Origin of the sequence: Chelatococcus reniformis (genome assembly GCF_014640075.1) — a bacterium.
Classification (GTDB): domain Bacteria; phylum Pseudomonadota; class Alphaproteobacteria; order Rhizobiales; family Beijerinckiaceae; genus Camelimonas; species Camelimonas reniformis.
Map to the genome: position 1 here is coordinate 544,869 of NZ_BMGG01000001.1, position 21,768 is coordinate 566,636.

General features: G+C 69.1%; 9 protein-coding genes. 2 read left to right on the forward strand and 7 right to left on the reverse strand.

The features are described 5' to 3' along the window. The 4 genes from IEW34_RS02310 to IEW34_RS02325 all read right to left on the reverse strand — a co-directional run bounded on the left by IEW34_RS02310 (position 1) and on the right by IEW34_RS02325 (position 14,381). Positions 1 to 5,433, reverse strand: coding sequence for a type I polyketide synthase (locus IEW34_RS02310; protein ID WP_188607492.1), 5,433 nt, complete (start codon positions 5,431 to 5,433; stop codon positions 1 to 3). An 8-nt stretch (positions 5,434 to 5,441) separates the two neighbouring features. Further along, positions 5,442 to 11,288 (reverse strand): type I polyketide synthase, encoded by a 5,847-nt coding sequence (locus IEW34_RS02315; RefSeq protein WP_188607493.1) that lies wholly within the window; start codon positions 11,286 to 11,288, stop codon positions 5,442 to 5,444. Between the two features lie 3 nt (positions 11,289 to 11,291). Then, the gene (locus IEW34_RS02320) at positions 11,292 to 13,052 is read right to left on the reverse strand and encodes an AMP-binding protein (protein ID WP_188607494.1); all 1,761 of its coding nucleotides are present in this window, start codon (positions 13,050 to 13,052) and stop codon (positions 11,292 to 11,294) included. Between the two features lie 570 nt (positions 13,053 to 13,622). Next, positions 13,623 to 14,381, reverse strand: a complete 759-nt coding sequence (locus tag IEW34_RS02325) for a thioesterase II family protein (protein WP_188607495.1) — start codon at positions 14,379 to 14,381, stop codon at positions 13,623 to 13,625. 218 nt (positions 14,382 to 14,599) lie between these two features. Here IEW34_RS02325 and IEW34_RS02330 point away from each other — a divergent pair, with 218 nt between their 5' ends. Both IEW34_RS02330 and IEW34_RS02335 read left to right on the forward strand, forming a co-directional pair. Then, positions 14,600 to 16,135 (forward strand): HAL/PAL/TAL family ammonia-lyase, encoded by a 1,536-nt coding sequence (locus IEW34_RS02330; RefSeq protein WP_188607496.1) that lies wholly within the window; start codon positions 14,600 to 14,602, stop codon positions 16,133 to 16,135. Beyond that, positions 16,132 to 17,868 carry an ABC1 kinase family protein gene (locus IEW34_RS02335; protein WP_188607497.1) on the forward strand — a complete coding sequence of 579 codons (1,737 nt, stop codon included), beginning with the start codon at positions 16,132 to 16,134 and terminating at the stop codon, positions 17,866 to 17,868. Before IEW34_RS02330 ends, IEW34_RS02335 begins: the two co-directional genes overlap by 4 nt. Positions 17,869 to 18,015: 147 nt before the next feature. Here IEW34_RS02335 and IEW34_RS02340 read toward each other — a convergent pair whose 3' ends face one another. The 3 genes from IEW34_RS02340 to IEW34_RS02350 are packed head-to-tail and all read right to left on the reverse strand — an operon-like array spanning position 18,016 to position 21,666. Beyond that, positions 18,016 to 19,272 (reverse strand): glycosyltransferase, encoded by a 1,257-nt coding sequence (locus IEW34_RS02340; protein WP_188607498.1) that lies wholly within the window; start codon positions 19,270 to 19,272, stop codon positions 18,016 to 18,018. Positions 19,273 to 19,279: 7 nt separating this feature from the next. Further along, positions 19,280 to 20,419 (reverse strand): NAD-dependent epimerase/dehydratase family protein, encoded by a 1,140-nt coding sequence (locus IEW34_RS02345; RefSeq protein WP_188607499.1) that lies wholly within the window; start codon positions 20,417 to 20,419, stop codon positions 19,280 to 19,282. Next, positions 20,398 to 21,666, reverse strand: a complete 1,269-nt coding sequence (locus IEW34_RS02350; protein ID WP_188607500.1) for a glycosyltransferase — start codon at positions 21,664 to 21,666, stop codon at positions 20,398 to 20,400. Before IEW34_RS02350 ends, IEW34_RS02345 begins: the two co-directional genes overlap by 22 nt. Between the last annotated feature and the right edge of the window lie 102 nt (positions 21,667 to 21,768).

Sequence of the window (21,768 nt, forward strand, 5' to 3'; positions counted from 1 at the left end):
TCAGGCCGCCGCCTCGTTCGGCGCCAGAAGCGCCTCGACCTCGTCCGGCGGCAGGCTCTCGATCTCGTCGAGCAGGGCCGCGACCCGCTCGTCCTGCGCCAGCGCCTGCTCGAGCGTATCGGCCAGCCGGTCCACCGAGCCGGTGAACAGCTCCACCATCGTCGGCATGATGTCGAAGCGGCGCCGGATCCGATTGCGGATTTCCACCGCCATGATGGAGTCCATTCCGAGGGCGGTCAGCGCCCGCTTGTGATCGAGCTTGTCGGCGTCGAAGCGCAGGACCGCGGCGACGATCCCGCCGACGATCTTGTGGAGCTCGAGCTTGCGCTCCGGCGCATCCATCAGCACCAGGCTGACCAGATCCAGTTCGCCGGCACCGGCCGCGGGGGGCGCCGCCTGCGCCTGCAGGCGCCTCAATCGCGATGCGCGGGGCTGCCTCGCCCAATCGACGTTCAAGACCATGCTCTGGCCGACATCCAGCGCAAGGAGCCGGCCCAGCACCTTGAACCCCTGTGCCGGCGACAAGGGCACCACCCCGTCCAGTCCGGCATGTTCCTCGAGCCCGCGTTGGGCAAACAGGCCGATCGATGCCCATGGCCCCCAGTTGATGGACGTCGCCGGCAGCCCGCTGGCGCGGCGCCGCGCCGCCAAGGCGTCCTCGAACGCGTTCGCGGCGGCATAGGCGGCCTGGCCGATCTGTCCCATCACCGCCGTCGCCGACGAGTAGAATACGAAGAAATCCAGCGGCATGGATGCGGCGGCGCGGTGGAGCGCCCAGCTGCCGGCGACCTTTGGCTGCAGCACCGCATCGGCATCGGCGTCGGTCATGCGCAGCAGCAACGCATCCTGTACGACGCCCGCCGCATGCACGATGCCGCGGATCGGCGGGAACGCTTCATCGTCGTAGGCGCGAAGCCATGCGGTGAGCTCTGCCTCGTCCGCGATGTCGATGGCGGCCGCGTGGACGCTGACCCCCCGGGCTTCGAGGGCGCGAATGGCGACGATACGCTGGCCTTGCGCGCTCGACGGGTCGATGCCGGCCCACAGCCGCCTGTGCGGCAGCGCCGTCCGACCGAACAAGACCAGCCGCCGGGCGCCTCGTTCGGCCATCCAGTGTGCGGTGGCCAGACCCAGCCCGGTGAAGCCGCCGGTGATGAGATAGCCGGCGTCGGCACGCAGCGAAACAGGCTCCGGCGCGGCAGCCGGCCCCCCCAGGCGATCCAGCCGCGCCACGTACCGCCGGCCGCCGTCCAGCCGAATCTCGCGGTCCTCGTCGGGAGCGAGCAACTCGGCCGCGACCGCCTCCCAATCCGGCAGGCTGCCGACGTCGCAGAGCCCCCCCCAGATCTCGGGATGCTCGATGGCGACGACACGGCCGAAGCCCCACAAGGCCGCATCGGCCAGGTTGCTCTCATCCTTGCCGCCGCCGCCCATCGCGTCCCGGGTGACGAACCATAGCCGCGCCGACGCGCCGGCGGCGCTGAGGACGCGCACGGCGGTGAGGGCCTCGTCCACCACGCCATGCCGAACCGACGCGGGCAGATCGACCCCGGGCGATGCCCCGACGTGGACGACGCCCGCCAGCGACGCCCCGGCGCTCTGGACGGCGTGGACCAGATCCTCGGACGCGACCGCGCGCGCCTCGCAGGCCTGCTGCCGAAGCCGGGCAGCGAGCGCCTGTGCCTCCATGCTGCGCCCCATGATGAGCCAAGGGCCCGTCGGACGCGTGGGCGTGGGCGCCGTGCGCGGCATGGCCTCCCACACGAGCGCATGAAGGCTGTCCGCAACGGACGGTTCGGTCGCCGCGAGTTCGTCGACGCGCGCCAGTCGCAGTCGCTCGACCCGGACGCGGGCAGCCCCCCCCGCATCGAACAGCGTGACGTCGGCTTCGATTTCGGCATCGCCAGGTCGCGACGCCTCCGACAGCACGGCCAGCACGCGGACCGTGCCGGTCAGTCTCCCGGATACAGCCATGCGAGCGACGCCGCGCGGCAGGTAGACCGGCCGCGGCTCATCTGCCCGCTCCGGCGCGATCGCCGCAATGGTCTGAAAGGCCGCGTCGAGAACCGCCGGATGCACGCCGGCGGCGCTTGCATCCGGTCCCTCCGGCAGGCGCACCTCGGCCCATGCGCTGCGCCCAGCCGCAGCCAACGCGCGGACGCCCTGAAATGCCCGGCCGTATTCCAGCCCACCGGCGCGGAAGCGGGCGTAGAAGTCGTCGACCGACATCTCGGCTTCGCGATGCTGCGGCGCCGCGGCTGGGGCGCCGCTTACACCAGCGGCCGCGCCGGCCTTCAGCGATGCCGTCGCATGGAGAATCCAGTCGCCATCGCCGCCGGCGGCGCGGCTGAGAACATCGACCCGCGCACCGCCGTCCGCCTCGCGCAGCAGCGCCACCTGGCATTGCCGCGGCTCGCCATCGGCGAGCAGGAGCATCCTGTCGAAGCGCGCGTCGGCGACCTCGACGACATCCCGGCCCAGCGCTTGCTGCCCGGCCGCCATCATCATCTCGAGATAGGCCGTCGCGGGCAGCACCGGCACGCCGCGGATGGCATGGTCCTTGAGCCAGGGCAGCGTCCAACCGTCGATCTCGCCTTCCCAGAAGTGCGCGCCGCCGTGCGCCGGAGCGAAATGCGCGCCCAGCAACGACGAGCCGGTCCGGCTGCGCGGCGTGAGCCCCCCGCCCGCCACCGCGGCGACCTGATCGACCCAGAAATGCTCACGCTGCCAGGGATAGGACGGTAGCGACACGCAACGGGCGCCCGCCGGCATCAGCGGGCCGAACGCGAGCGGGTAGCCGTTCGCCCACAGCGCGGCCAGGCTGGCGCGCAACGACGAAGGGCCGTCCTCGTCGCGCACGAGCGAGGCCACGGCGACCCCGTCGGCCTCGGTGTGCTGAAGGCTCTGGCGCACGGCGCCGATCAGGACCGGGTGCGGGCTGATCTCGAGAAAGTACCCGACGCCGTCCCGCGCCAGTTGCGCGATGGCCTCGGCGACGCGGAATGGCTCGCGCAGATTGCGGCCCCAGTAGGGCGCGCGCAGTTCCGGCCCGTCTTCGTAGTCCAATGTGACGGTAGACAAGAACCGGCTCGCCGACGCCAGGCTCGGCTCGAGCCCATCCAAGGCCGCCACCAGTTGCGGCTGCAGGCTGTCCATGGCGGGGCTGTGGGCCGGAACGTCGATATTGTCGATCAGGCGGCAGAAGACGCCCTCGGCCTCGAGCTCGCCGATCAGGCTGCGCAGGGTCGGCGTATCGCCGGCGACGAGCGTGGAGGTGAAGCTCGTCATCCCCGCCACGCCGATACTTTGGAGGCGGCCCGACAGCCTGCCGACGAGTTCGCCGAGCGGCAGGCCGATCACGGCCGTGGCACCGCTGCCTCGCTTCGTCCGCAACAGGCGGCTGCGCTCCAGGACGATGCGCGTTGCATCGTCGAGCTGGAGGATGCCCGCCGTATGTGCGGCTGCAATCTCGCCCATGCTCTGGCCGAACACCACGTCGGGAACGACACCCCATGTCTTGATCAGTGCCGCCAGCGCGGCCTGGACGGCGAAGATCGCAGGTTGCACCACATCGATCTCGTCGAGCCGGGAAGCGTCGGGATCGGCGTGCAATTGTTCGCGCAGCGACCAGCCGGCGGCCGAGGCAAGCACGGCGTCGCAGCCGTCGATGACATCTCTGAACGCGGGCTCGAGGGCGTAGAGATCGCGGCCCATGCCGAGCCAGTGCGACCCTTGCCCGGAGAAGGCAAAGGCCAGTTTGCCGTTGCCCGACGCCGTTGCCTCGCCACTCACCACGTGCGGATAGTCCTGCCCGTCCAGGAAGGCTTCGAGCCGGCCCGCCATCTGCTCGGCCGTATGGCCGACGACGGCCAGGCGCACGTCATGGTGCCGTCGCCGCACCGCCGCCGTCATGCAGATGTCGGCAAGGGCCGGCGCATCCGGCGCCCGCAAGGCCGCGACATAGGCTGCGGCCAAGGCCCGCAAGGCGGCGTGCGACCCCGCCGACAGCGGCAGGACGAGCGGCGCCTCGGTTCGCGCAGGCTCGGGCCGCGCCGCCGGCGGTTCCTGCAGCACGACGTGAGCATTGGCGCCGCCGAAGGAGAACGCGCTCACACCGGCGACGATGGTCTCGCCCGGGAATGGGAAGGGCCCGGCGGTGGTCCGGACCTGCATCGGAAACGGCGCCTCGGCCAACGCCGGATGCGGCTCCTCGAAATGAAGGTTGCCCGGCAGCACGCGATGCTTCAGCGCGAGCGCCGTCTTGATCACGCCGGCGATGCCCGCCGCCGACTCCGTGTGCCCGATGTTGCTCTTGACGGAACCGACGACGCACGTCCGCTCCGGCGCGCGGCCCTCGCCCAGGACCGCCGCCAGGGCCTGCAATTCGATGCGGTCTCCCACCACCGTACCGGTGCCGTGCGCCTCGACATACTGGATCTGGCCCGCCGACAGGCCCGCCTTGGCGTACGCGTCGTGAAGCAGGCGCTCCTGCGCCTGCCCGTTCGGCGCGGCGATGCCGTTGCTGCGGCCGTCGTGATTGACGGCGCTGGCGCGGATGACGGCATAGATCCGGTCACCGTCGGCCTCGGCCTCGGCGAGGCGCTTGAGCACGACGATACCGGCGCCTTCCGACCGGGTCATGCCGTCGGAGCCGGCGTCGAACGTCCGGCAGCGGCCGCGGGGCGACAGCGCGCCCATCCGCGAAAAGCAGATGTCCGGCGCGGGTACCAGATTGACCGCGACGCCGCCGCAGAGCGCGAGCGACGCTTCGCCGTTGCGCAGGGTCTGTGCGGCCAGATGCAGGGCCATCAGGGAGCCGGAACAGGCCGTATCCACCGTGAGGCTCGGGCCGCGCAGATCGAGCAGATAGGACACGCGGTTGGCGATGATGCTGGTGGAGGTGCCGGTCCCGGTGCTCGCGGAGACCCAGCGGTTGTCGGCGGTGATGAGCTGATTGTAGTCGTTCGTCAGGGTGCCGATGACCACCGATGTCCGCGAGCGGGCCAGGCTATCCGTCGCAATCCCGGCGTCCTCCAACGCCTCCCAGGCCGTCTCCAGGATCAGGCGCTGGCGGGGATCGACGAAGGGTGCCTCGCGCGGCGAGATGCCGAAAAAGGCTGCGTCGAACGTGTCCAGGCCCGGAAGATAGCCCCCCTCCCGGCTCACCGTCTTGCCCGGCGCCAGGGGATCGCTGCTGTAGAGGGCGTCGATATCCCAGCGGTCGGAGGGCACCGGGCCGAGTGGATCGCGGCCCTCGACGAGAAGTTTCCAGAACGCCGCGAGATTGCTCGCGCCGGGGAAACGACAGCCCATGCCGACGATGGCAATAAGCTCGTCCTGCCGTTGCTCCAGGCTCGCCACCTTGCCGCGCAGGTCGCGAATGGCCCGCAGCGCTCGCTCCATCGTGTTGGCGTCAGAAGCGACGTCAGACATGGCTGATCTCAATAGTTCAGGGCACGGAGCTCGGCCAGGAGCTCGTCCTCGAGGGGGGACGGACCGCTGGATCCGACCGATCTCGGAGCGGGCGGGAGCGAAGCCCATTGCACCGCGTCATCGGCGAGGTGGGCAACGAGCGCATCGATCGAAGGAAAGTCGTAGGCGAGCGTCGGCCGCAGCGTCACCCCGAGATCCTTGTCCAGCGAGGCCTTCAGCTCCAGGTTCATCAGCGAATCGAACCCGAGTTCCTCCAGAGGGCGGCTGGGGTCGACGGCGTGGGTGCGCGGCAACTCCAGCGACGCGGCCACCAGCTGCGTGACGTGATTGCGCAGCAGACGAACACGGTCGGCCGGGCTCGATCGGTCGAGTTCGTCAAGCAGCGCCGGGCGCGGTGCGGCCGGCCCCTGCGCGATCGTCCGCGGCGCATCAGCAGGTGCCGACAGCAGTTGCGCCGCAGCGACCACGACGCGCCCCGGACGCTCCAGCAGCAGTCGATCGAGGATTGCCTCGGCCGCAGCGGGCTCGATGCAGGCAATGGAACTGCGATCGATGGTTTCGGCCATTCCGGCGCCGGCCCACGGTCCCCAGTCGACGGCAAGGCCCGGCAGGCCGAGTGCCGCGCGGTGGTCGGCCAGCGCGTCCAGGGCCGCGTTGGCCGCCGCATAGTTGGCCTGCCCGGGGAGTCCGACCACCCCCGCCGCCGAGGCGTAGAGGAGGAAGAAGTCGAGCGGCCTGTCGCCCACGGCCTCGTGCAACAGCCACCCGCCGGTCAGCTTGGGCGCGAGCGCCCGCCCCATGCGCGCTTCGTCCTGGTGCACGATCAGTGCGTCATCGAGAACGCCGGCCGCATGGATGATGCCGGTCAGATCGGCGCACGCTGCCAAAAGCCGCGCGACATCGCCCGGGATCGACACGTCGCATGGCACGACACGCACGTCCGCGCCTGCGGCGCGCAAATGATCGATCGCGCCGCGCGCCGTCGCGGTCGGCTCGCTTCGCCCTGCAAGCACGATCCGGCGCGCCCCGCGAGAGACCAGCCAATGGGCGGCGTGCAAACCCAGTGCGCCGAGGCCTCCGGTGACGAGATACGTGCCGCGCGGACCGACGAGGCCGCCCTGGCCCGGAGGCGCCTGCCAGAGCACGATCTTCCCGATGTGATGGGCACGTGCCATGTGCTGAAAGGCGGCCGCGGCGTCGTCGATCGAGAAGACCTCGGCCGGCAAGGGGCGCAGGGTTCCGTCCTCGAGCCGCGCGAGCAACTCGCCCATCATGTCGGCCACGAGTGCGTGATCCTGCTTCACGTCCCACAGGTCGAACGGGTGGTACGCGATGTTTCGGCCGAGTGCTGTGACTTGCTCCGCGGTCCAGACGTCCAGCTTGCCGATTTCGACGAACCGGCCTCCATCGGCGAGCGCTGCGAAGCTGGCGCCGATCGCATCGCCGCTCAGGCTGTTCAGCACCACATCGACGCCGCGGCCGCCTGTCGCCCGGCGGATCTCGTCGGCGAACGCGAGGCTGCGCGAATTGTAGACGTGGTCGATGCCTTGGCGCCGCAGGCGCGCCCATTTTCCAGGACTCGCGGTGGCGAAGATTTCCGCCCCGGCGCGGCGCGCCACCTGGATTGCCGCCTGGCCGACGCCGCCGGCCGCCGCATGGATCAAGACCCGCTCACCGCGCTTGAGCTTGGCCAGCCGATCCAGCCCGTAGTGAGCCGTGAGAAAGGCGAGCGGCAGCGTCGCCGCGTCGCGGAACGAGAGGTGATCGGGCTTGGCCACCACGAACGCCGCCGGCACCCGCACGCGGTCAGCCAGGCTTCCGACCGTCAGGCCGGCGATGATCGGCATGCCCGGCCGCAATCCCTGCACCCCGGCGCCGACGGCCGTGACGATACCGGCACACTCCAGGCCGTAGGGCATATGCTCGGCCGACGTGGGCAAGAGGCCCATGCCGTGAAGCACGTCACGGAAGTTGAGGCCGCTCGCGACCGGCGTGACGACGACCTCGCCGGTCCCGGGAGCTCCGCCGTCGAACCGCGGTCGCACCACGGTCCTGACCGGCGCTTCGCGCTCCGATGCGGTAGCAGCGAAGACCTGCCCATTGCGGACCGCCACCTCCGTGGCGCCGGCCCCACGCAGGAGAAGGGGAGCCAGTTCGCGCGCCAGGTCGACGTTCGAAAGGCCGCCCCTGGCATCAAGGTCGATCCGAATCAGCCGCAAGTCGGGATATTCGGCTGCCGCGACGCGGGACAGGCCCCAAAGACCGGCTTCGGCCACCGCCGTCACGTCCTCGGTGGTGACGCGCTGGCTGCCCCGCGTCACCAGCGCGATGCGCAGGTCCCTGCGGTCCGCAATGCGGCCGACGGCCTGCACCAGGCCGAGATGGCGACGGTAGGATCGTGGCACCCCGGCCGCGCAATCGGCCGCCTGGAGCGCGAGGTCGACGATCGTGCAGGCGCCGACGGCCGGCCGGGACGCCGCGAGCCACCGCGCCAGCGCGGGCGCATCGCCCGATACGTCGAAAGGCGCCAGGCTCACTCCATGGCCGCGCTCCATGAGCTCCGTCCGGGCCGCCGATGCCACGGCTTCATCGTCGCCGATCAGCAGAATCCGCTGTGGCTGGACGTGCATGTCCTCCACCACGTCGGGCCGCCATACGATGCGCCGGATCGGCATCGGGCCGGAGCTCGCCGCGGCCAGATGGTCGGCCTGGCGGATCGACCGGAACGTCACGCCGTCGAGGATCGCCAGAACCTGGTCGCCCTCCATCAGGCGCACGTCGATCTGGCATCGCTGGGCCGTCGCGGCGCCGCGAAGGCGCAGCACCGTGCGGGCCGACGTGGCACCCGCCGCCTGCACGACGACGCGGTCGATGCCGGTCGGCAGCCAGGTCTCTTCCGCGGGAAGGCTGGGCAGGATGCAGCTGGCCGCCACCAGGCAGCCGTCGAGGAGCGCCGGATGGATCGCGAAGGGGTCGGCCGCGCCGGCGCAGTCCGGCAGTTGCACGCGCGCGGTGGCGAGCAGGCCGCTTCGCTCGACGGTGAGCAATGAACGGAACGCCGGCCGGGCCTCGACCCCGTGGACTGCCAGATCGGCGTAGATATCGCTGCCCGGGATGGTCTCGAGCGCGGCCGGCCCCTCGGCGAGCGGCTCGGCGTCGGAGGCCCCGGCGCCGACGGTGTCGGTCAGGCGCGCGGTCGCGTACAGCGTCCATGCGGCGTCCGAGCCTGCGTTCTCGGTCTGCGCATACAACCGCCAGGCACCATCGGGCGCGACGACGGTCTGGACCTCGACGGTCCCGTCCGCCGGCAGCCGCAGCGGGCGCACCGCCAGCAATTGCTCGATCGCGCCACGGCCGGCCGCTCGGGCGTTTTGGATTGCGATCTCGACCAACGCCGTCATCGGCAAAATGGCCTGGCCGGAGACACGGTGGTCCTGCAGAAAGGCATGCGCGCGGCCGCCGATGGTCAGGCCGAATCGCCGCTCGTCGGTTGCCGCCAGAGGGAGCGGACGGCCGGCCAGTCCGCCGGGCGAGGCCTCCGCGACGGCGAGGCCTCGCGGCCGCTCGATGAAGTGCCGCTCCCCTTCGAACGGATAGCCCGGCAGCGCGATCCGAGGGGGCTGGCGCTGGTCGTCGATGGATGTCCAATCGGGCGCCAGGCCTGCCAGATGCAGGTCCGCCCAGCATCGACATCTATCCGTTCGTGATCCGGCGAGGGCGACGACGTCGAGCACGATGATGTCCTCACCCACCGGTAGAGCGGCGGGCGTATCATCGCGGATCACCAGCTCCCACCAAAAGGCGGGGCTCGTGACCTCCGCGCCGGCGGCGCGGCCGAGCAGGCTCGAGACCAGGGGACGATTGGGCGGCGACAGCGTCAGTCCGCGCACGGTGCGAAGGAAGGCGAAGCGGCCGCTCTCGCCGTCCGCCAACGCCAGAACCTGGCTTCGGGCAGCCAGCAGGCGCAGCGCGTCCTCGAGGCTGAAGACGCCGGCCTGGCAGGCCGCGACGATCTCGCCTAAGCCATGGCCGATCAATTGGTCGGGCACCACGCCCCAGCGCCGAAACGCCGTCGCGGCGGCATAGGCCGTGCGGAAGATCGCGAATGCAGGATCGCCTGCCAACGTCACAGCGATGTCCGGGCCGGCGGCCGCGAGCCCTTCCTCGAGCTGCGCCAATCCGGGCGCCATCGCAGCGACGGCATCGTCTGCCGCGTCCGGCAGCGGACGGCTCGATGAAAACCGAAATGCGACAGACCGTGAACGCACGCCGGTCGTCGCCGGCGGTGTGAAATCACGAAGTTGCGCGATGAGCGCGGGCACGGTCTCGAAGACGAAAGCCGCCCTCTCGCCAAGCCGCGCGCGCCCGCCGTTCATGGTCAGCGCGACGGCCGCCCCGTCCACCGCCGGCGCGGCCGCGAGGGCGTCGGCCAGGCGATGGGCCGCTGCGGCCAGGGCCGACGCCGTATGAGCGGACAGCGTCAACACTTCGGTCCGAGGGGCGCTCGCCGTGACCACCCGAAGGGGCGGCGCCTCCAGGATCATGTGAACGTTGGTGCCGCTCATGCCGAAGGCACTGACCGCGGCGCGCCGGGGATCCGGCCCTGTCCACGGCACCGGTTCCACGGCCACCGCCATGTTGATCCGGTCCCATGGGATCAGGGGATTGGGCGTGCGGAAATGGAGGTTGGCCGGCACCTCGCCGTGGTGCGCGGCGAGAGCCGCCTTGATCAACCCGGCGATGCCGGCCGCGGCTTCCAGGTGACCGAAATTGGTCTTGGCGGAGCCGACGAGCAGTGGCTGCTCCCGGTCCGTGCCATAAGCATCGCCGAGCGCGCGCAGTTCGATCGGATCGCCGAGCGCCGTTCCCGTGCCGTGCGCCTCGACATAGCCGATCGACCGCCCACCCACGCCCGCATCGGCCAGCGCAGCACGAATGACGTCGCGCTGGGCGACGCCGTTCGGCGCCGAAATGCCATTGCTGCGGCCGTCATGATTGACGGCGGAACCGAGGATCACGGCAATGACCGGATCGCCGCTTGCGAGCGCGTCGCTCAAGCGCCGCAAGGCGACGACGCCGCACCCCTCGCCGCGAACAAAGCCATCGGCGTCGGCGCTGAACGTCCGGCAGCGGCCGCTCCTCGACAGGGCCTGCATCCGACAGAGCGCGAGGGTGATTTCCGGCGCGAGGACCAGATTGACGCCCCCCGCGAGCGCCCGGTCGCAATCGCCGTCGCGCAAGCTCCGGCACGCCAGATGAACGGCGAGCAGCGACGACGAGCAGGCCGTGTCGAGGGTGATGACCGGCCCGTGCAAGTCGAGGTGATAGGCGATGCGGCCGGCTGCCAGGCTTCGCATCAACCCCAGGCCCGCGTGGCCGTCGATCTCGGCGGCCGGGCGACGATAGAGTCGCTCCTGCGAATAGTCGTCGGAATAGATGCCGACGAAGACGCCCGTCCGCGTCCCCGCCAGCGACGGGGGAGCCCATGCCGCGTTTTCGACGGCCTGCCACGCCACCTCCATCAGGAGGCGATGCTGCGGATCCATGGACGCGGCCTCGCGTCGCGAGATGCCGAAGAAGCTTGCATCGAAGCGATCGATGTCGCGCAGCGCGCCCATGTCGCGGCTGTAGGCCTGCCCGGCACCGGATGCGCCGCCCGGGTCCGCCTGCGACCACCGGGCCACCGGAATCGGTCCGACGGCGTCGCCGCCTTGGCGCAGGAACCGCCAGTAGCTCTGGGCATCCTCGACCCCGCCCGGAAAGCGGCAGCCGACGCCGACTATGGCGATGGGCCCGCCAGCCCGGATATCCGGATGGCCGCTCACGTGCGGGACCTGAGGGATCGCCGCGGGCATGGATTACGCCGCCACGGGCGTCGCCCGATCGCGCTCGACGGCGCCGATCGCGGTCAGGTGCTGCACCAGCGCGGCAAGCGTCGCGGTCTCCCACACCAGTGTGGGCTCGAGGCCGCACCGGAGATGATCACCCAGTTCGCGTGCCAAGGCGACGCCGAGGATCGAATCGAGCCCGTACTCCGCAAAGGAGCGGCCCCCCTCGACGGTCCCCGCCCCCAGATTCAAACGGCGTTCGAGCCACCGCGCGACCCACGCCTGCGTCTCGGCCGCCGTCGGCGCCGTCGTCACAGGCCGCGCGACCGGACGATGCGCCGCCGCCCGCAGCTCGCGCTTCAGGATCTTGCCTGTGGGATTGCGCGGCAAACGGTCGGCGAAGGCAATGACGCTCGGCACCTTGTAGGCAGCGATTGAAGCCCGGCACAGGGCCTCGAGCTCCTCCGGGGCTTGAGGATGGCTGGGGTGAAGAACGACCGTCGCCCAGACCTCCTCGCCGAGGAAAGGATCCGGCACGCCAAAAACGGCGGCTTCCGCGACGCCGGGATGGCCGTAGAGCACGTTTTCCACTTCGGCCGGGTAGACATTGCGGCCGCCGACGATGATCAGGTCGGTCAGCCGATCTTCGATGCTCAGATAGCCATCGGCATCGAGGCGTCCGATATCGCCGGTGTGGAGCCAGCCGCCGCGAAGCGCCCGCGCGGTCTCTTCGGCGCGGTTCCAGTACCCGCTCATGACGTTAGGCCCTCGCAGCAGGATCTCGCCCGCCTCGCCGGGGGCTACATCCCGATCATCCTGCGGGTCGACCACGCGCAGTTCGACTTGCTCGATGGGCGTGCCGACGCAGCCCTCGCGGATCGCGATCAAGTGGTTGTAGGTCGCGAACGGCGAACATTCGGTCTGGCCGTAGCCCTGGTAGATCGGCCGTCCCATACGCTTGGCCCAGCGCTGCTCCACCTCCAGCGGGAGAGGTGCCGCAGCGGAAAACCAATATCGGACGCCGGCGATATCGAGATCGGTCAAGTGTTCCTCGAGCGAGAGGAAGGTCGTCGGCACGCCGAATACCATCGTCACGCCGTCGGCCCGAAGCGACCCGATCACCGCCTCCCGATCGAAGCGCCGTTGAAGCACGACCGACGCCCCCGCGCAGAACGCGGCGTTCATGATAGCGTTCTGGCCAAAACAATGGTGCAGCGGCAGGAACAGGAGCAGGCGGTCGTCGGGGCGAACGCCCATGTAGCGCACCTTGGAGCGCGCCGTGAAGTCGACGTTGCCATGGGACAGCACGACGCCCTTGGGACGGCCCGTGGTGCCGGACGAATAGACGATGACGGCAGGATGGTCGGGGCCGACGCCGACGGTTGGAAGCGGGGGATGGCCCGCGACAGGCGCATCCACCTCGAGGCGCCGGATACCGCGCCGCGCAAAACGCTCGTCCAGATTCGCGTCGGCGAACGCCGCCTTGCAACCGCTGTCGTCGAGGATGAAATCGATCTCATCCGCCGCTAGCGCCGGACTGATGCAGACCGCGACGCAACCGAGGCCAAGAATTGCAAGATAGGCAACGACGAAAGCGGGACTGTTCGACATGGCCAACGCCACATGGTCGCCGCGGGCGACACCGGCGTCGGCGAGCAGGCGGCGCAGGCGCGCCGCTGTTTCCGCAACGGTTGCATAGGAGATCGCCTCGCCTTCGAAGTAGAGGCAAATGCCGTCACGCGGGCCGCATTCGACAGAGTTTGCGACGTTCATGCCGCGATCGGTCGTCATCGAACGTGCTCCCAAAATCTGTTATTTTTCAGCCACTTCAACCGCCCGGCCAGACGCTACAAACCACCAGCCGTCCAGTCAAGTTAAACAATGTTCAGGCAATCCACCGCGGCTGGAGCCGCCCCGGCGAAGGGGGCGCACAAGCGCAATAGTTGCAGCCGCTAGAGGCTGTTATCGACCTGGGGGAGTAGAGCGACGTCTTTCGGCGCGATGCCGACGACAGCGACGGGCTGGAGGTCTGGAGGGTTTGCGAACCTGCGCTCATAATCCTTAGCCAGGCGTCGCAAGCGAGCGACCTGCGTCTGGAACCCACTGGGCTTCGTCGGGGCCCCTCGCAGGCTCCGCCGCGCCGCTGAACGCCTCCGGCGAGGGCCAGTCCGTTGGCCGCACGCCTCGGGCAGCGCCGTGCAAGAGGGCACGACAGCGCCCACTCCTCGCCCGACACGTCGGGCGGAGGTTCTGGCGGCCAGCGCCTCGTGACCTTCCGGCGTTCCGTCGTATAGGAGGCCCCGTCCGTGAGCGTCACTTGGGATTCGGCTGCATCGCTCGGCACCTTCGGCAAGCAGCCGGTCAGCGCGCACCGTGGAAACGCGCGAACAACCGGCAGATCTTCCCGATGAGAGCTTCGCGATGGTCGTTCAGATAGAAGTGATGGCCAGAATACATGGTCACGCCCGAGAAGACGCGGGTCTCCTCGGCCCATGCCGCAAGGTCCGCCTCGGTGACGCGATCGGTGTCGCCCCCAAAGGCATGGATCGGACAATCGAGCGGAGCGCCTGGCCTGTACACGTGGGTCTCCACCGCCGTGAGGTCCGCTCTGAAGATGGGCAGCAGCAGATCGACGAACTCCTGGTCGTCGAACACCGACTCCGGCGTGCCGTTCAACGCCTTGAGCTCACCCAGCAGGTCCGCGTCGGAGAGCAGATGCATCGGCGCACGGTGCGGTGGCAGATGCGGCGCACGCCGCGCCGAGACGAACAACGCGGCGGGCGGCGGCGCACCGTCGTCGCGCAGTGCGCGCAGGGTCTCGAATGCGAGCAAAGCGCCCATGCTGTGACCAAACATCGCATAAGGCCGGTCGAGCGCCGGGCGCAGCGCCGCCGCGAGCTGCGCCACGACATCATCGAGATGGCGCAGCGGACGCTCGCGGATACGGCCGCCGCGGCCCGGCAACTGGACCGGAATGACCTCGATGTCGGCGGCGGCGATGCGTCGCCAAGGCACGTAAGCGGCGGCGCTGCCGCCGGCGAACGGCAGGCAAAACAGGCGGGCCGGCCGAGCCGGCGTGGCTGTCGGTCCGAGAATCCACGGCGATGTCATGGCGGTCATGGCGAACCGATGCGACAACTTGCCAAGACGATGACCAGCGCCGACACTGACATGCACAACCTCATTCGATCACGAGCCTTCTTTAACCTGTACCCATTCGTTGAGTGCCGGAAAAGCCTCTGTGCCGTCAGCGTTGCGGTGCCTTCACGAGCGCGCTCGCGCGCCCACTCCACACGCGGCGACGCCTGTGCGGCGCCCACCAGCACGAGACGGTCTGCATGACGCTCCACAGTCGCCCCACCGTCGTCATCGGCGCGCGGCCGCTTGCCCCGTCGGACATCTGGACGGGTGCCCATGGCTTTTCGCGTGTCGAGATCGATTCGACGGAGGCCTTCTACGCGCGCATCGAGGCGGGCTCGCGCCTGCTCAACAACCGGATTGCCGCGGGCGAACGCATCTACGGCGTGACGACCGGCTTCGGCGAATCCGTCGTCACCGAGGTACCGGCACATCTGGCCGACGAGTTGGCCCTCAACCTCGTCCGCTTCCATGGCGTGGGGACGGGCGCCGCACTCGACGAGACGGAGGCCTCCGCCGTGCTCATGGCGCGAGCCGCCTCGCTCGCCACCGGCTGGTCAGGCGTCCGGTTCGCCGTCCTGGAGCGGCTGACGCAGTTGCTCCAACGACGCGTCCTGCCGGTGATCCCCTGCGAGGGGTCGGTCGGCGCCAGCGGCGATCTCACTCCGCTGTCCTACGTGGCGGCCGTGCTCATGGGAGAGCGGGAGGTCTATTTCCAATCAAAGGTCGTTCCCGCGGCGCACGCGCTCGCGGAGGCCGGCTTGCGGCCCGTGGCGCTGGCTCCCAAGGAGAGCCTGGCCATCATGAACGGCTCCAGCGTCTCGACCGCGCTGGCCTCGCTGGCGTTCGAGCGGGCGCGCTGGCTGGCACGGCTGGCGGCCGCCCTCACGGCGATGGCGAGCGACGTGACCGGAGGCAACCCGGCCCACTTCGATCCGCGCATCTTTGCAGCCAAGCCCCATCCGGGGCAGCGGCAGTGCGCCGCGTGGATCGCCGACGACGTCGAGTACCGGCCGGGCACATCCCGCACGGGCCGGCTGCAGGACCGGTATTCGATCCGCTGCGGGCCGCACGTCATCGGCGTCCTGCTGGATGCCATCGATTGGATGCAACCATGGCTGGAGACCGAACTCAACGGGGCGTCGGACAACCCGCTGATTGACCCCGAGACGGGCGATCCGCTGTTCGGCGGCAACTTCTACGGCGGCCACGTCTGCTTCGTGGCTGACGGCCTGAAGAACGCCGTCGCCAATGTGGCCGACCTGCTCGATCGGCAGCTTGCGCTGATCTGCTCGGCGTCCACCAGCAACGGGCTGCCGGAGAACCTGGTCGGTGCCCCCGAGGCCGCCCGCGCGGCTCACCATGGTTTCAAGGCCATGCAGATCGCGGCCTCGGCCCTGACGGCCGAAGCGCTCAAGGCCACCATGCCCGCCAGCGTCTTCAGCCGCAGCACCGAAAATCACAATCAGGACAAGGTCAGCATGAGCACGGTGGCGGCGCGCGACAGCCTGCGCGTGGTCGAGCTGAGCGAGACCGTCGCCGCCATTTGCCTTATCGCACTGGCCCAGGCCGTCGACCTGCGCAAAGGGGAGGGCTGCCATGGCCGAAGCCGCGCCTTGCGCGACGCGGTTCGCGCCGAGGTCGCCTTCAACGACCGCGACGTGCGGCAGGACGGCGACATCGCGGCCGTGAAGGACATGATCCGCCGCCGCACGCTGCCGCTCGATTTTTCATGATACGGGCCGTTGCGACGCCCGACCTGGCCGGCATGCGCGAGCGCAACCGCGCGGCGCGGCGCATCTTCACCCGCATCATGCTCCACGTGCTTTGGTGGGACATCGTGCTGGCGTGGGGACCGCTGAAACGCCTGCGCACGCCGGCAGGGCCACGGTGGGCCCGTCTCGCGCGCCAGTATCGCGCCCAGGCCGAGCGGCTGGGCGGCGTCCTCATCAAGCTCGGACAGTACGCCGGTGCCCGCGTCGACCTCCTGCCAAAGGAGGTCACCGATGTCATGGCGGATTTGCACGATGCCGTGCCGCCGGCTCCGGCCCCGGCCATCGTCGCCCAGCTGGAAGCCGATTTCCTGTTGCCGCTCCGCGACCTGTTCCGAACGTTCGAGCCGGCCCCGATCGGAGCCGCGTCCCTCGGCCAGGCGCATCGGGCCGAATTGCCGGACGGGCGCCGCGTCGTGGTCAAGGTGCTGCGCCCCGGCATCGACCTGATCGTCGAAAACGACCTGGTGATCATCGGGCGCTTCATTCGCCTGATGAAGCGCATCGGCAGCATCCGCCGGCGGGTGGACCTCGACGTCCTGGCCAATGAATTCATCACCGTCACGCGCCGCGAACTCGATCTCCTGGCCGAAGGGCGCAGCAGCGAGCGCTTTGCCCGCCAGTTCAGCGGCGATCCGGAGGTCTACGTTCCGAAGATCGAATGGTCGCGCTCCGGCGGACGAACTCTGACGATGGAGGACGTGTCCTACGTCCCCATCGGCGATGTGCTCGGCTACGAGGCAACCGGCGTCGATCGCCGCCGGGTCGCCGGCAAGCTGATGGACGTCTATCTCGATCAGATCTTCCGCTTGGGATTCGTGCATGCCGATCCCCACCCCGGCAATCTGTTCGTGCAGCCCCTCCCGATCCAGGGCGAGCCGGCGACGCGCTGGTCGTCGACGGACTATACGACCACCGATCGGATCAATCTGCCGCACACCGCGAACCGCCCATTCCGCCTGATCTTCATCGACTTCGGCATGGCCGTGGAGATCCCTGAGCACGCCCGCCGCTCGTTGCAGACCTATGCGGTCGGCATTGCGGCGCGTGACGCCTACACCATCGTGCAGTCTTATGTAGAGGGCGACCTGCTTCTGCCCGATACCGACGTCGACCAGCTCGAACGCATGACGGCGGCGATGCTGGCCAAGTTCCCGCACGCATTCGTCGGTCAGGTTCGGCAGGCCGACTTGCCGCAATACGGCCAGATGTTCAACGAATACCAGTCACTCCTCTACAACTCGCCGATGAAGATACCGGCGGAGCTTCTCTTCGTGTTTCGCGCGATGGGCATCTGCTCTGGTACGGTGGCCGCGATCGATCCCGGGTTCGATCCGGCCGAGCGGTTCACCCCCCTCGCCCAACGATTGGTCGCCGACGAGCTGAGCCTCGATTCCGATCGGTTGAAGCGCTTCGTCATGTTCGGCCTGCGGCTGCCGACGCGTCTCGACAATCTGCTGACGCAGATCGAGCGCGGCAAATTGCTTCTGCGCACCGGTGATCCCGATCACCATCGCGAGAACCTTCGCTCCCGCGGGCGAGCGGCGAGCCAGATCGGCGTGGCCGTCATTGCCGCCGGCGTGATGGCGTGCGCGGTGCAACTCGGGCCCCATGGCGAAATCCTGACGACCCCGACCGGGCTGACGGTGCTTGCCGTCGCGGTGGTCGCGTTAGCATTGCTGCGGGGCCGGCGGTGAGCGCAGCATCGTCGCGCCGACGCAGGTATCGGCCGGCGTGAGGCACATCGGGCTGGGCGCAGGAGGTCGGCGCATTCGGTCCGGTCAACCAGAGCGGGACGATGCTTCGAAACGTCATCCCGCTCGCGGGTCTCGACCTTACAATCTCTACGATTTGGCGATGGTAGTGGGGTGCCGAGCCGGGGCCCTCCGCCGGCCTGCCGTACTCAGGATCTCTTCGACGAAGGCCACGAAGCGGCGAGGGGCATCGTAGGTCTTCAGGACCGCAGCCTGTTTCCCCGCCGATGTCCTGTAGCGGGGATCGTCCAGAATTGACGTCACGGCATGGCGAATCGAGGCCACCGTCGCGTCGCCCTCGAGCAAGCACCGTCCCGCGCTCAGCCGCTCCACGATGCGGGCAAAGACGAGTTGATCGGTGTTGGAGGGAATGCCCAGGACGGGCGCACCCTGTGCCAGCGCCTGATAAGCCGGCGACGCGCCGCCGCTGCTGATCACCAGGGCCGCCCGGCGCGTGGCCTCGTCGCCGGGAATGAAATTGGCGACGAGCACATTGGGCGCGACCGGGCCGACCGCGCCCTTGTTCGCCGTGCCCACCACCGCCGTGACCGGGAGATCCGCCAGCGCCGCGGCGATGTCGGCCAGCAGAGCCGCTTCGCCGGAGCTGCCGAGGTTGACGTAGATGATCGGCTTGTCGGCGGGCATGGTGTCCCACCAGTCGGGGCCTGGAACGGACGGTACCCAGTGGACCGGCCCGACGTAACGGTGCTCCGGCGGCAATCCACGGGTCGGATTGATCTCGGGAACGTCAGGATAGACGACATAGTCGCCGTCCGCAAAGGCGTCCTTCAAGGTCAGGCCGAGCGGCGGAAGACCGTGGCCGAGCCTCGCCATGTTCAGCGGCAGACCCACCAGGGCGCTGCCGAAGGGCGCGAGGAATTCGGCCATCCGGTCCGCCACCTCCCGCCCCACGAGGCCCGTCAGCGGATTGTCGACGAGGCCGAGCGGCTCGTCCGAATAGGGGCTCCAATGCGCATTGATGATGTTGACATAGGGTACGTTGAGGCGCCGCGCACTGATCGACAGCGACTGGCGCATGTCGCCGACGACGAGTTGCGGCCGCACCAGGCGCATCAGGCGCGTGTCCTCCTTCGCATAAGTCGCGAGGGTCTCGGGTCCGAACAGCGGCTGATTGCGCTTGAGAAACTGCGCATTGGTGTCCGCATCGATCACCGACGTGATGGGAATCGTGCGGTAGGGCTTGTCGCCCATCAGCGCCTCGAATCGTGGGTCGCAGGCCAGCGTCACCGTATAGCCGGCAGCGTGCAAGGCATCGGCAAAGATCTTCGGCCGCAACACGTGAGTGAGGGTCACGGCCTCGCCGATGAGAAGGATGCTCGGTTTCATGCCGCCCTCATGATGTCGCAGCGACCCGCAAGACGCCATTGCCCCGAATTTCCTCGAGCATGGCGGCATACGCGCCGCCCTGCCGTTCCTCACCACACACCCATCGGACCAATTCGGCGATGCCGGCATCCAGCTCCACCTCGGTGCGCCAGCCGAGCGTCTCCCGGGCCATGCGGGCGTCCGCAAAGCAGCTGCGGATGTCGCCGACCCGCGACCAGCCGGTCACCTCGATCAGCGGGTCGAGACCGAGCCCCCGGCAGATCGCCTGCGCCATCTCGCGGATCGTCGTCGCCACCCCGCTGCCGACGTTGACGGGGCCGGACGGCGGAGCCGACGACAGCGCGAGCAGATTGGCCCGCGCGACGTCGTGCACCGACACGAAATCCCTGATCGGTTGGCCGTCTTCGAACAGCTCGATCGGAAGGCCGTCGAGCCGCCGCGCGCAGAAGACGTTGGCAATGCCGGTATAGGCATTTCCCAGGGCCTGGCGTGGTCCGTAGACGTTGAAATACCGCAGGACGACGAGCGCGACGCCAAGAGTTGCAGCCGCGCGGGCCGATAATTGTTCCTGGTAAAGCTTGGTTGCGCCGTAGACGGATTGAGGAGCCGGCGGTTGCGGCTCCGCCGTCGCGATGCAGGTCGCCGACGCGCCGCAGCGCGGGCACCTGGGATCCCAGAGTCCGTCGTCCAGCTGCGCCTGGCTGCGCCCGGCGGGCATGACCGGGCCACAGGCCTCGCAACGATAGGCGCCTTCGCCGTAGACGGCCCTGGAGGACGCCAGCACCACCCGCTCCACACCGCCCCGCGCGGCGATGGCATCCCACAGTGTGGCGGTCCCCGTCACGTTCACGTCCACGTGGTCGCGCATCTGATACATGGAACGGGCGGTGCTGGTGCGGGCGGCCAGATGATAGACGGTGTCGACCCCTTCCAGCGCGCCGACGACGGCATCCATGTCCCGCACGTCGCCCCGCCGCATGTCGATGGAGGAGGCCATATATGCCGGAAATCGGCCCGACGGGCCGTGAACCTGCGGGTCGAGACAGTCGAGCACCCGCACGTTATGTCCGAGCGCCAGGAGCGAATCGGCCGTGTGCGAGCCGATGAAGCCCGCTCCGCCGACGATCAGAACCGTGCGTGGCGCCATCTCTGTCCTTGATCGGCCAGCGCTTCGCCGACGACGGCGTTGAACAGAACCTGCGCGTCCAGTCGCTCCGCCTCTTCGGCAAATCGCCGGGCGGCGGTGGCGTATGACGCATTCGCGAGCATCTTGGCGACGGCGGCGGCGATGGCGGCTTCGGTTTGGTCGCCGGGCACGATCCGGAGCCCGGCGCCTGCACCCTCCAAGCAGCGGGAGAACATCAGCTGCTCCGGATAGGTCGGCAGCGCCAAAACGGGTGTTCCGACGGCGAGGCTCTGCTGGGCGGATGTGTTGCCGCCGTTGGAGATGGTCAGGTCGGCGCGCGCCGCCGCCACCTCCCCTGGAAGGGTCTCGGCGAGGAATGCGTTCGGGCCGGCTGCGTGAACCACCCTGCGCGGGTCGGCAATGGCCACGACGGTGACGGGCATGGATGCCAAGGCCCGCAGAACAAGCCCCGGCAGGCCGCTGGGACTGGACGAGCTGATATTCAGGAAAACGACGGGGCGATCGCGGGGAAGGCTATCCCACCAGAACGGCAGGTTCGCCTTGGCCGACCAGCGGACGGGCCCGACGAAGCGATGCGACGATCGTCGCTCCTTCATGGGCACGAGCTCAGGAAAATCCGGATGAACGACATAGTCGCCAGCGGCGAAAACCTCCTGAACGGTTCGGTACCGAACATCCTGTCCGTGCGCCTGCATGAGTTCGTTGGTCGGCAACGTATGGATCAAGTGTCCTAGCGGCTGGATCGCGTTGTAGATCGCAGCTCCCAGTCCGGCGCCGACCGGCGGCAGGTAGGGCGGAGGCGAAACTTCCAAACCGATCGCGGCAAACGGACTGAACGCCGCATCGAGGATGGAAATCGACCGGATGCCCTGCTTGCGGGCGGCCAGCGGCAGCGAATGGCGCATGTCGCCGACGACCACATCGGGCAGGACGGCCCGGATAAGCCGTTCGTCCTCGCGCAGATAGCGCTCGAGCGTCGCATGATCGAACAGCGGCGAGACACCCGAGCGGGCGGCACTGGGATCTGATGGGGATGCAATCGAGGAGCGCAGCCGCATCACTGGAAAGGGCCGCGGTTCGAACAAATGATCGTAACGGGAATCGCAGGCCAGGACGACGTCGTAGCCGCTCGCGTGCAGGCCGCGCGCAAAGAAATCGGGGCGCACCACATGCGATAGCGTCACCGCTTCCGCGACAAGCAGGACCCGCGGCCGCGCGCCGGCGCGCGGCTCTAGAGGCGTTGACAAAGCCACTCCGACCTAGACATTTACCCCCAACGCCTCTTCGTCGCCGCGCAAGAAGTAACGCCTGGCTATCGTCGTGACAATGCGGTCGAGAATCCGAACGCA

Bases quoted from the DNA above. Each gene is read 5' to 3' on its own strand.
- IEW34_RS02310 (WP_188607492.1), bottom strand. From the start codon at position 5,433: ATGTCTGACGTCGCTTCTGACGCCAACACGATGGAGCGAGCGCTGCGG.
- IEW34_RS02315 (WP_188607493.1), bottom strand. From the start codon at position 11,288: ATGCCCGCGGCGATCCCTCAGGTCCCGCACGTGAGCGGCCATCCGGAT.
- IEW34_RS02320 (WP_188607494.1), bottom strand. From the start codon at position 13,052: ATGACGACCGATCGCGGCATGAACGTCGCAAACTCTGTCGAATGCGGC.
- IEW34_RS02325 (WP_188607495.1), bottom strand. From the start codon at position 14,381: ATGACCGCCATGACATCGCCGTGGATTCTCGGACCGACAGCCACGCCG.
- IEW34_RS02330 (WP_188607496.1), top strand. From the start codon at position 14,600: ATGACGCTCCACAGTCGCCCCACCGTCGTCATCGGCGCGCGGCCGCTT.
- IEW34_RS02335 (WP_188607497.1), top strand. From the start codon at position 16,132: ATGATACGGGCCGTTGCGACGCCCGACCTGGCCGGCATGCGCGAGCGC.
- IEW34_RS02340 (WP_188607498.1), bottom strand. From the start codon at position 19,272: ATGAAACCGAGCATCCTTCTCATCGGCGAGGCCGTGACCCTCACTCAC.
- IEW34_RS02345 (WP_188607499.1), bottom strand. From the start codon at position 20,419: ATGGCGCCACGCACGGTTCTGATCGTCGGCGGAGCGGGCTTCATCGGC.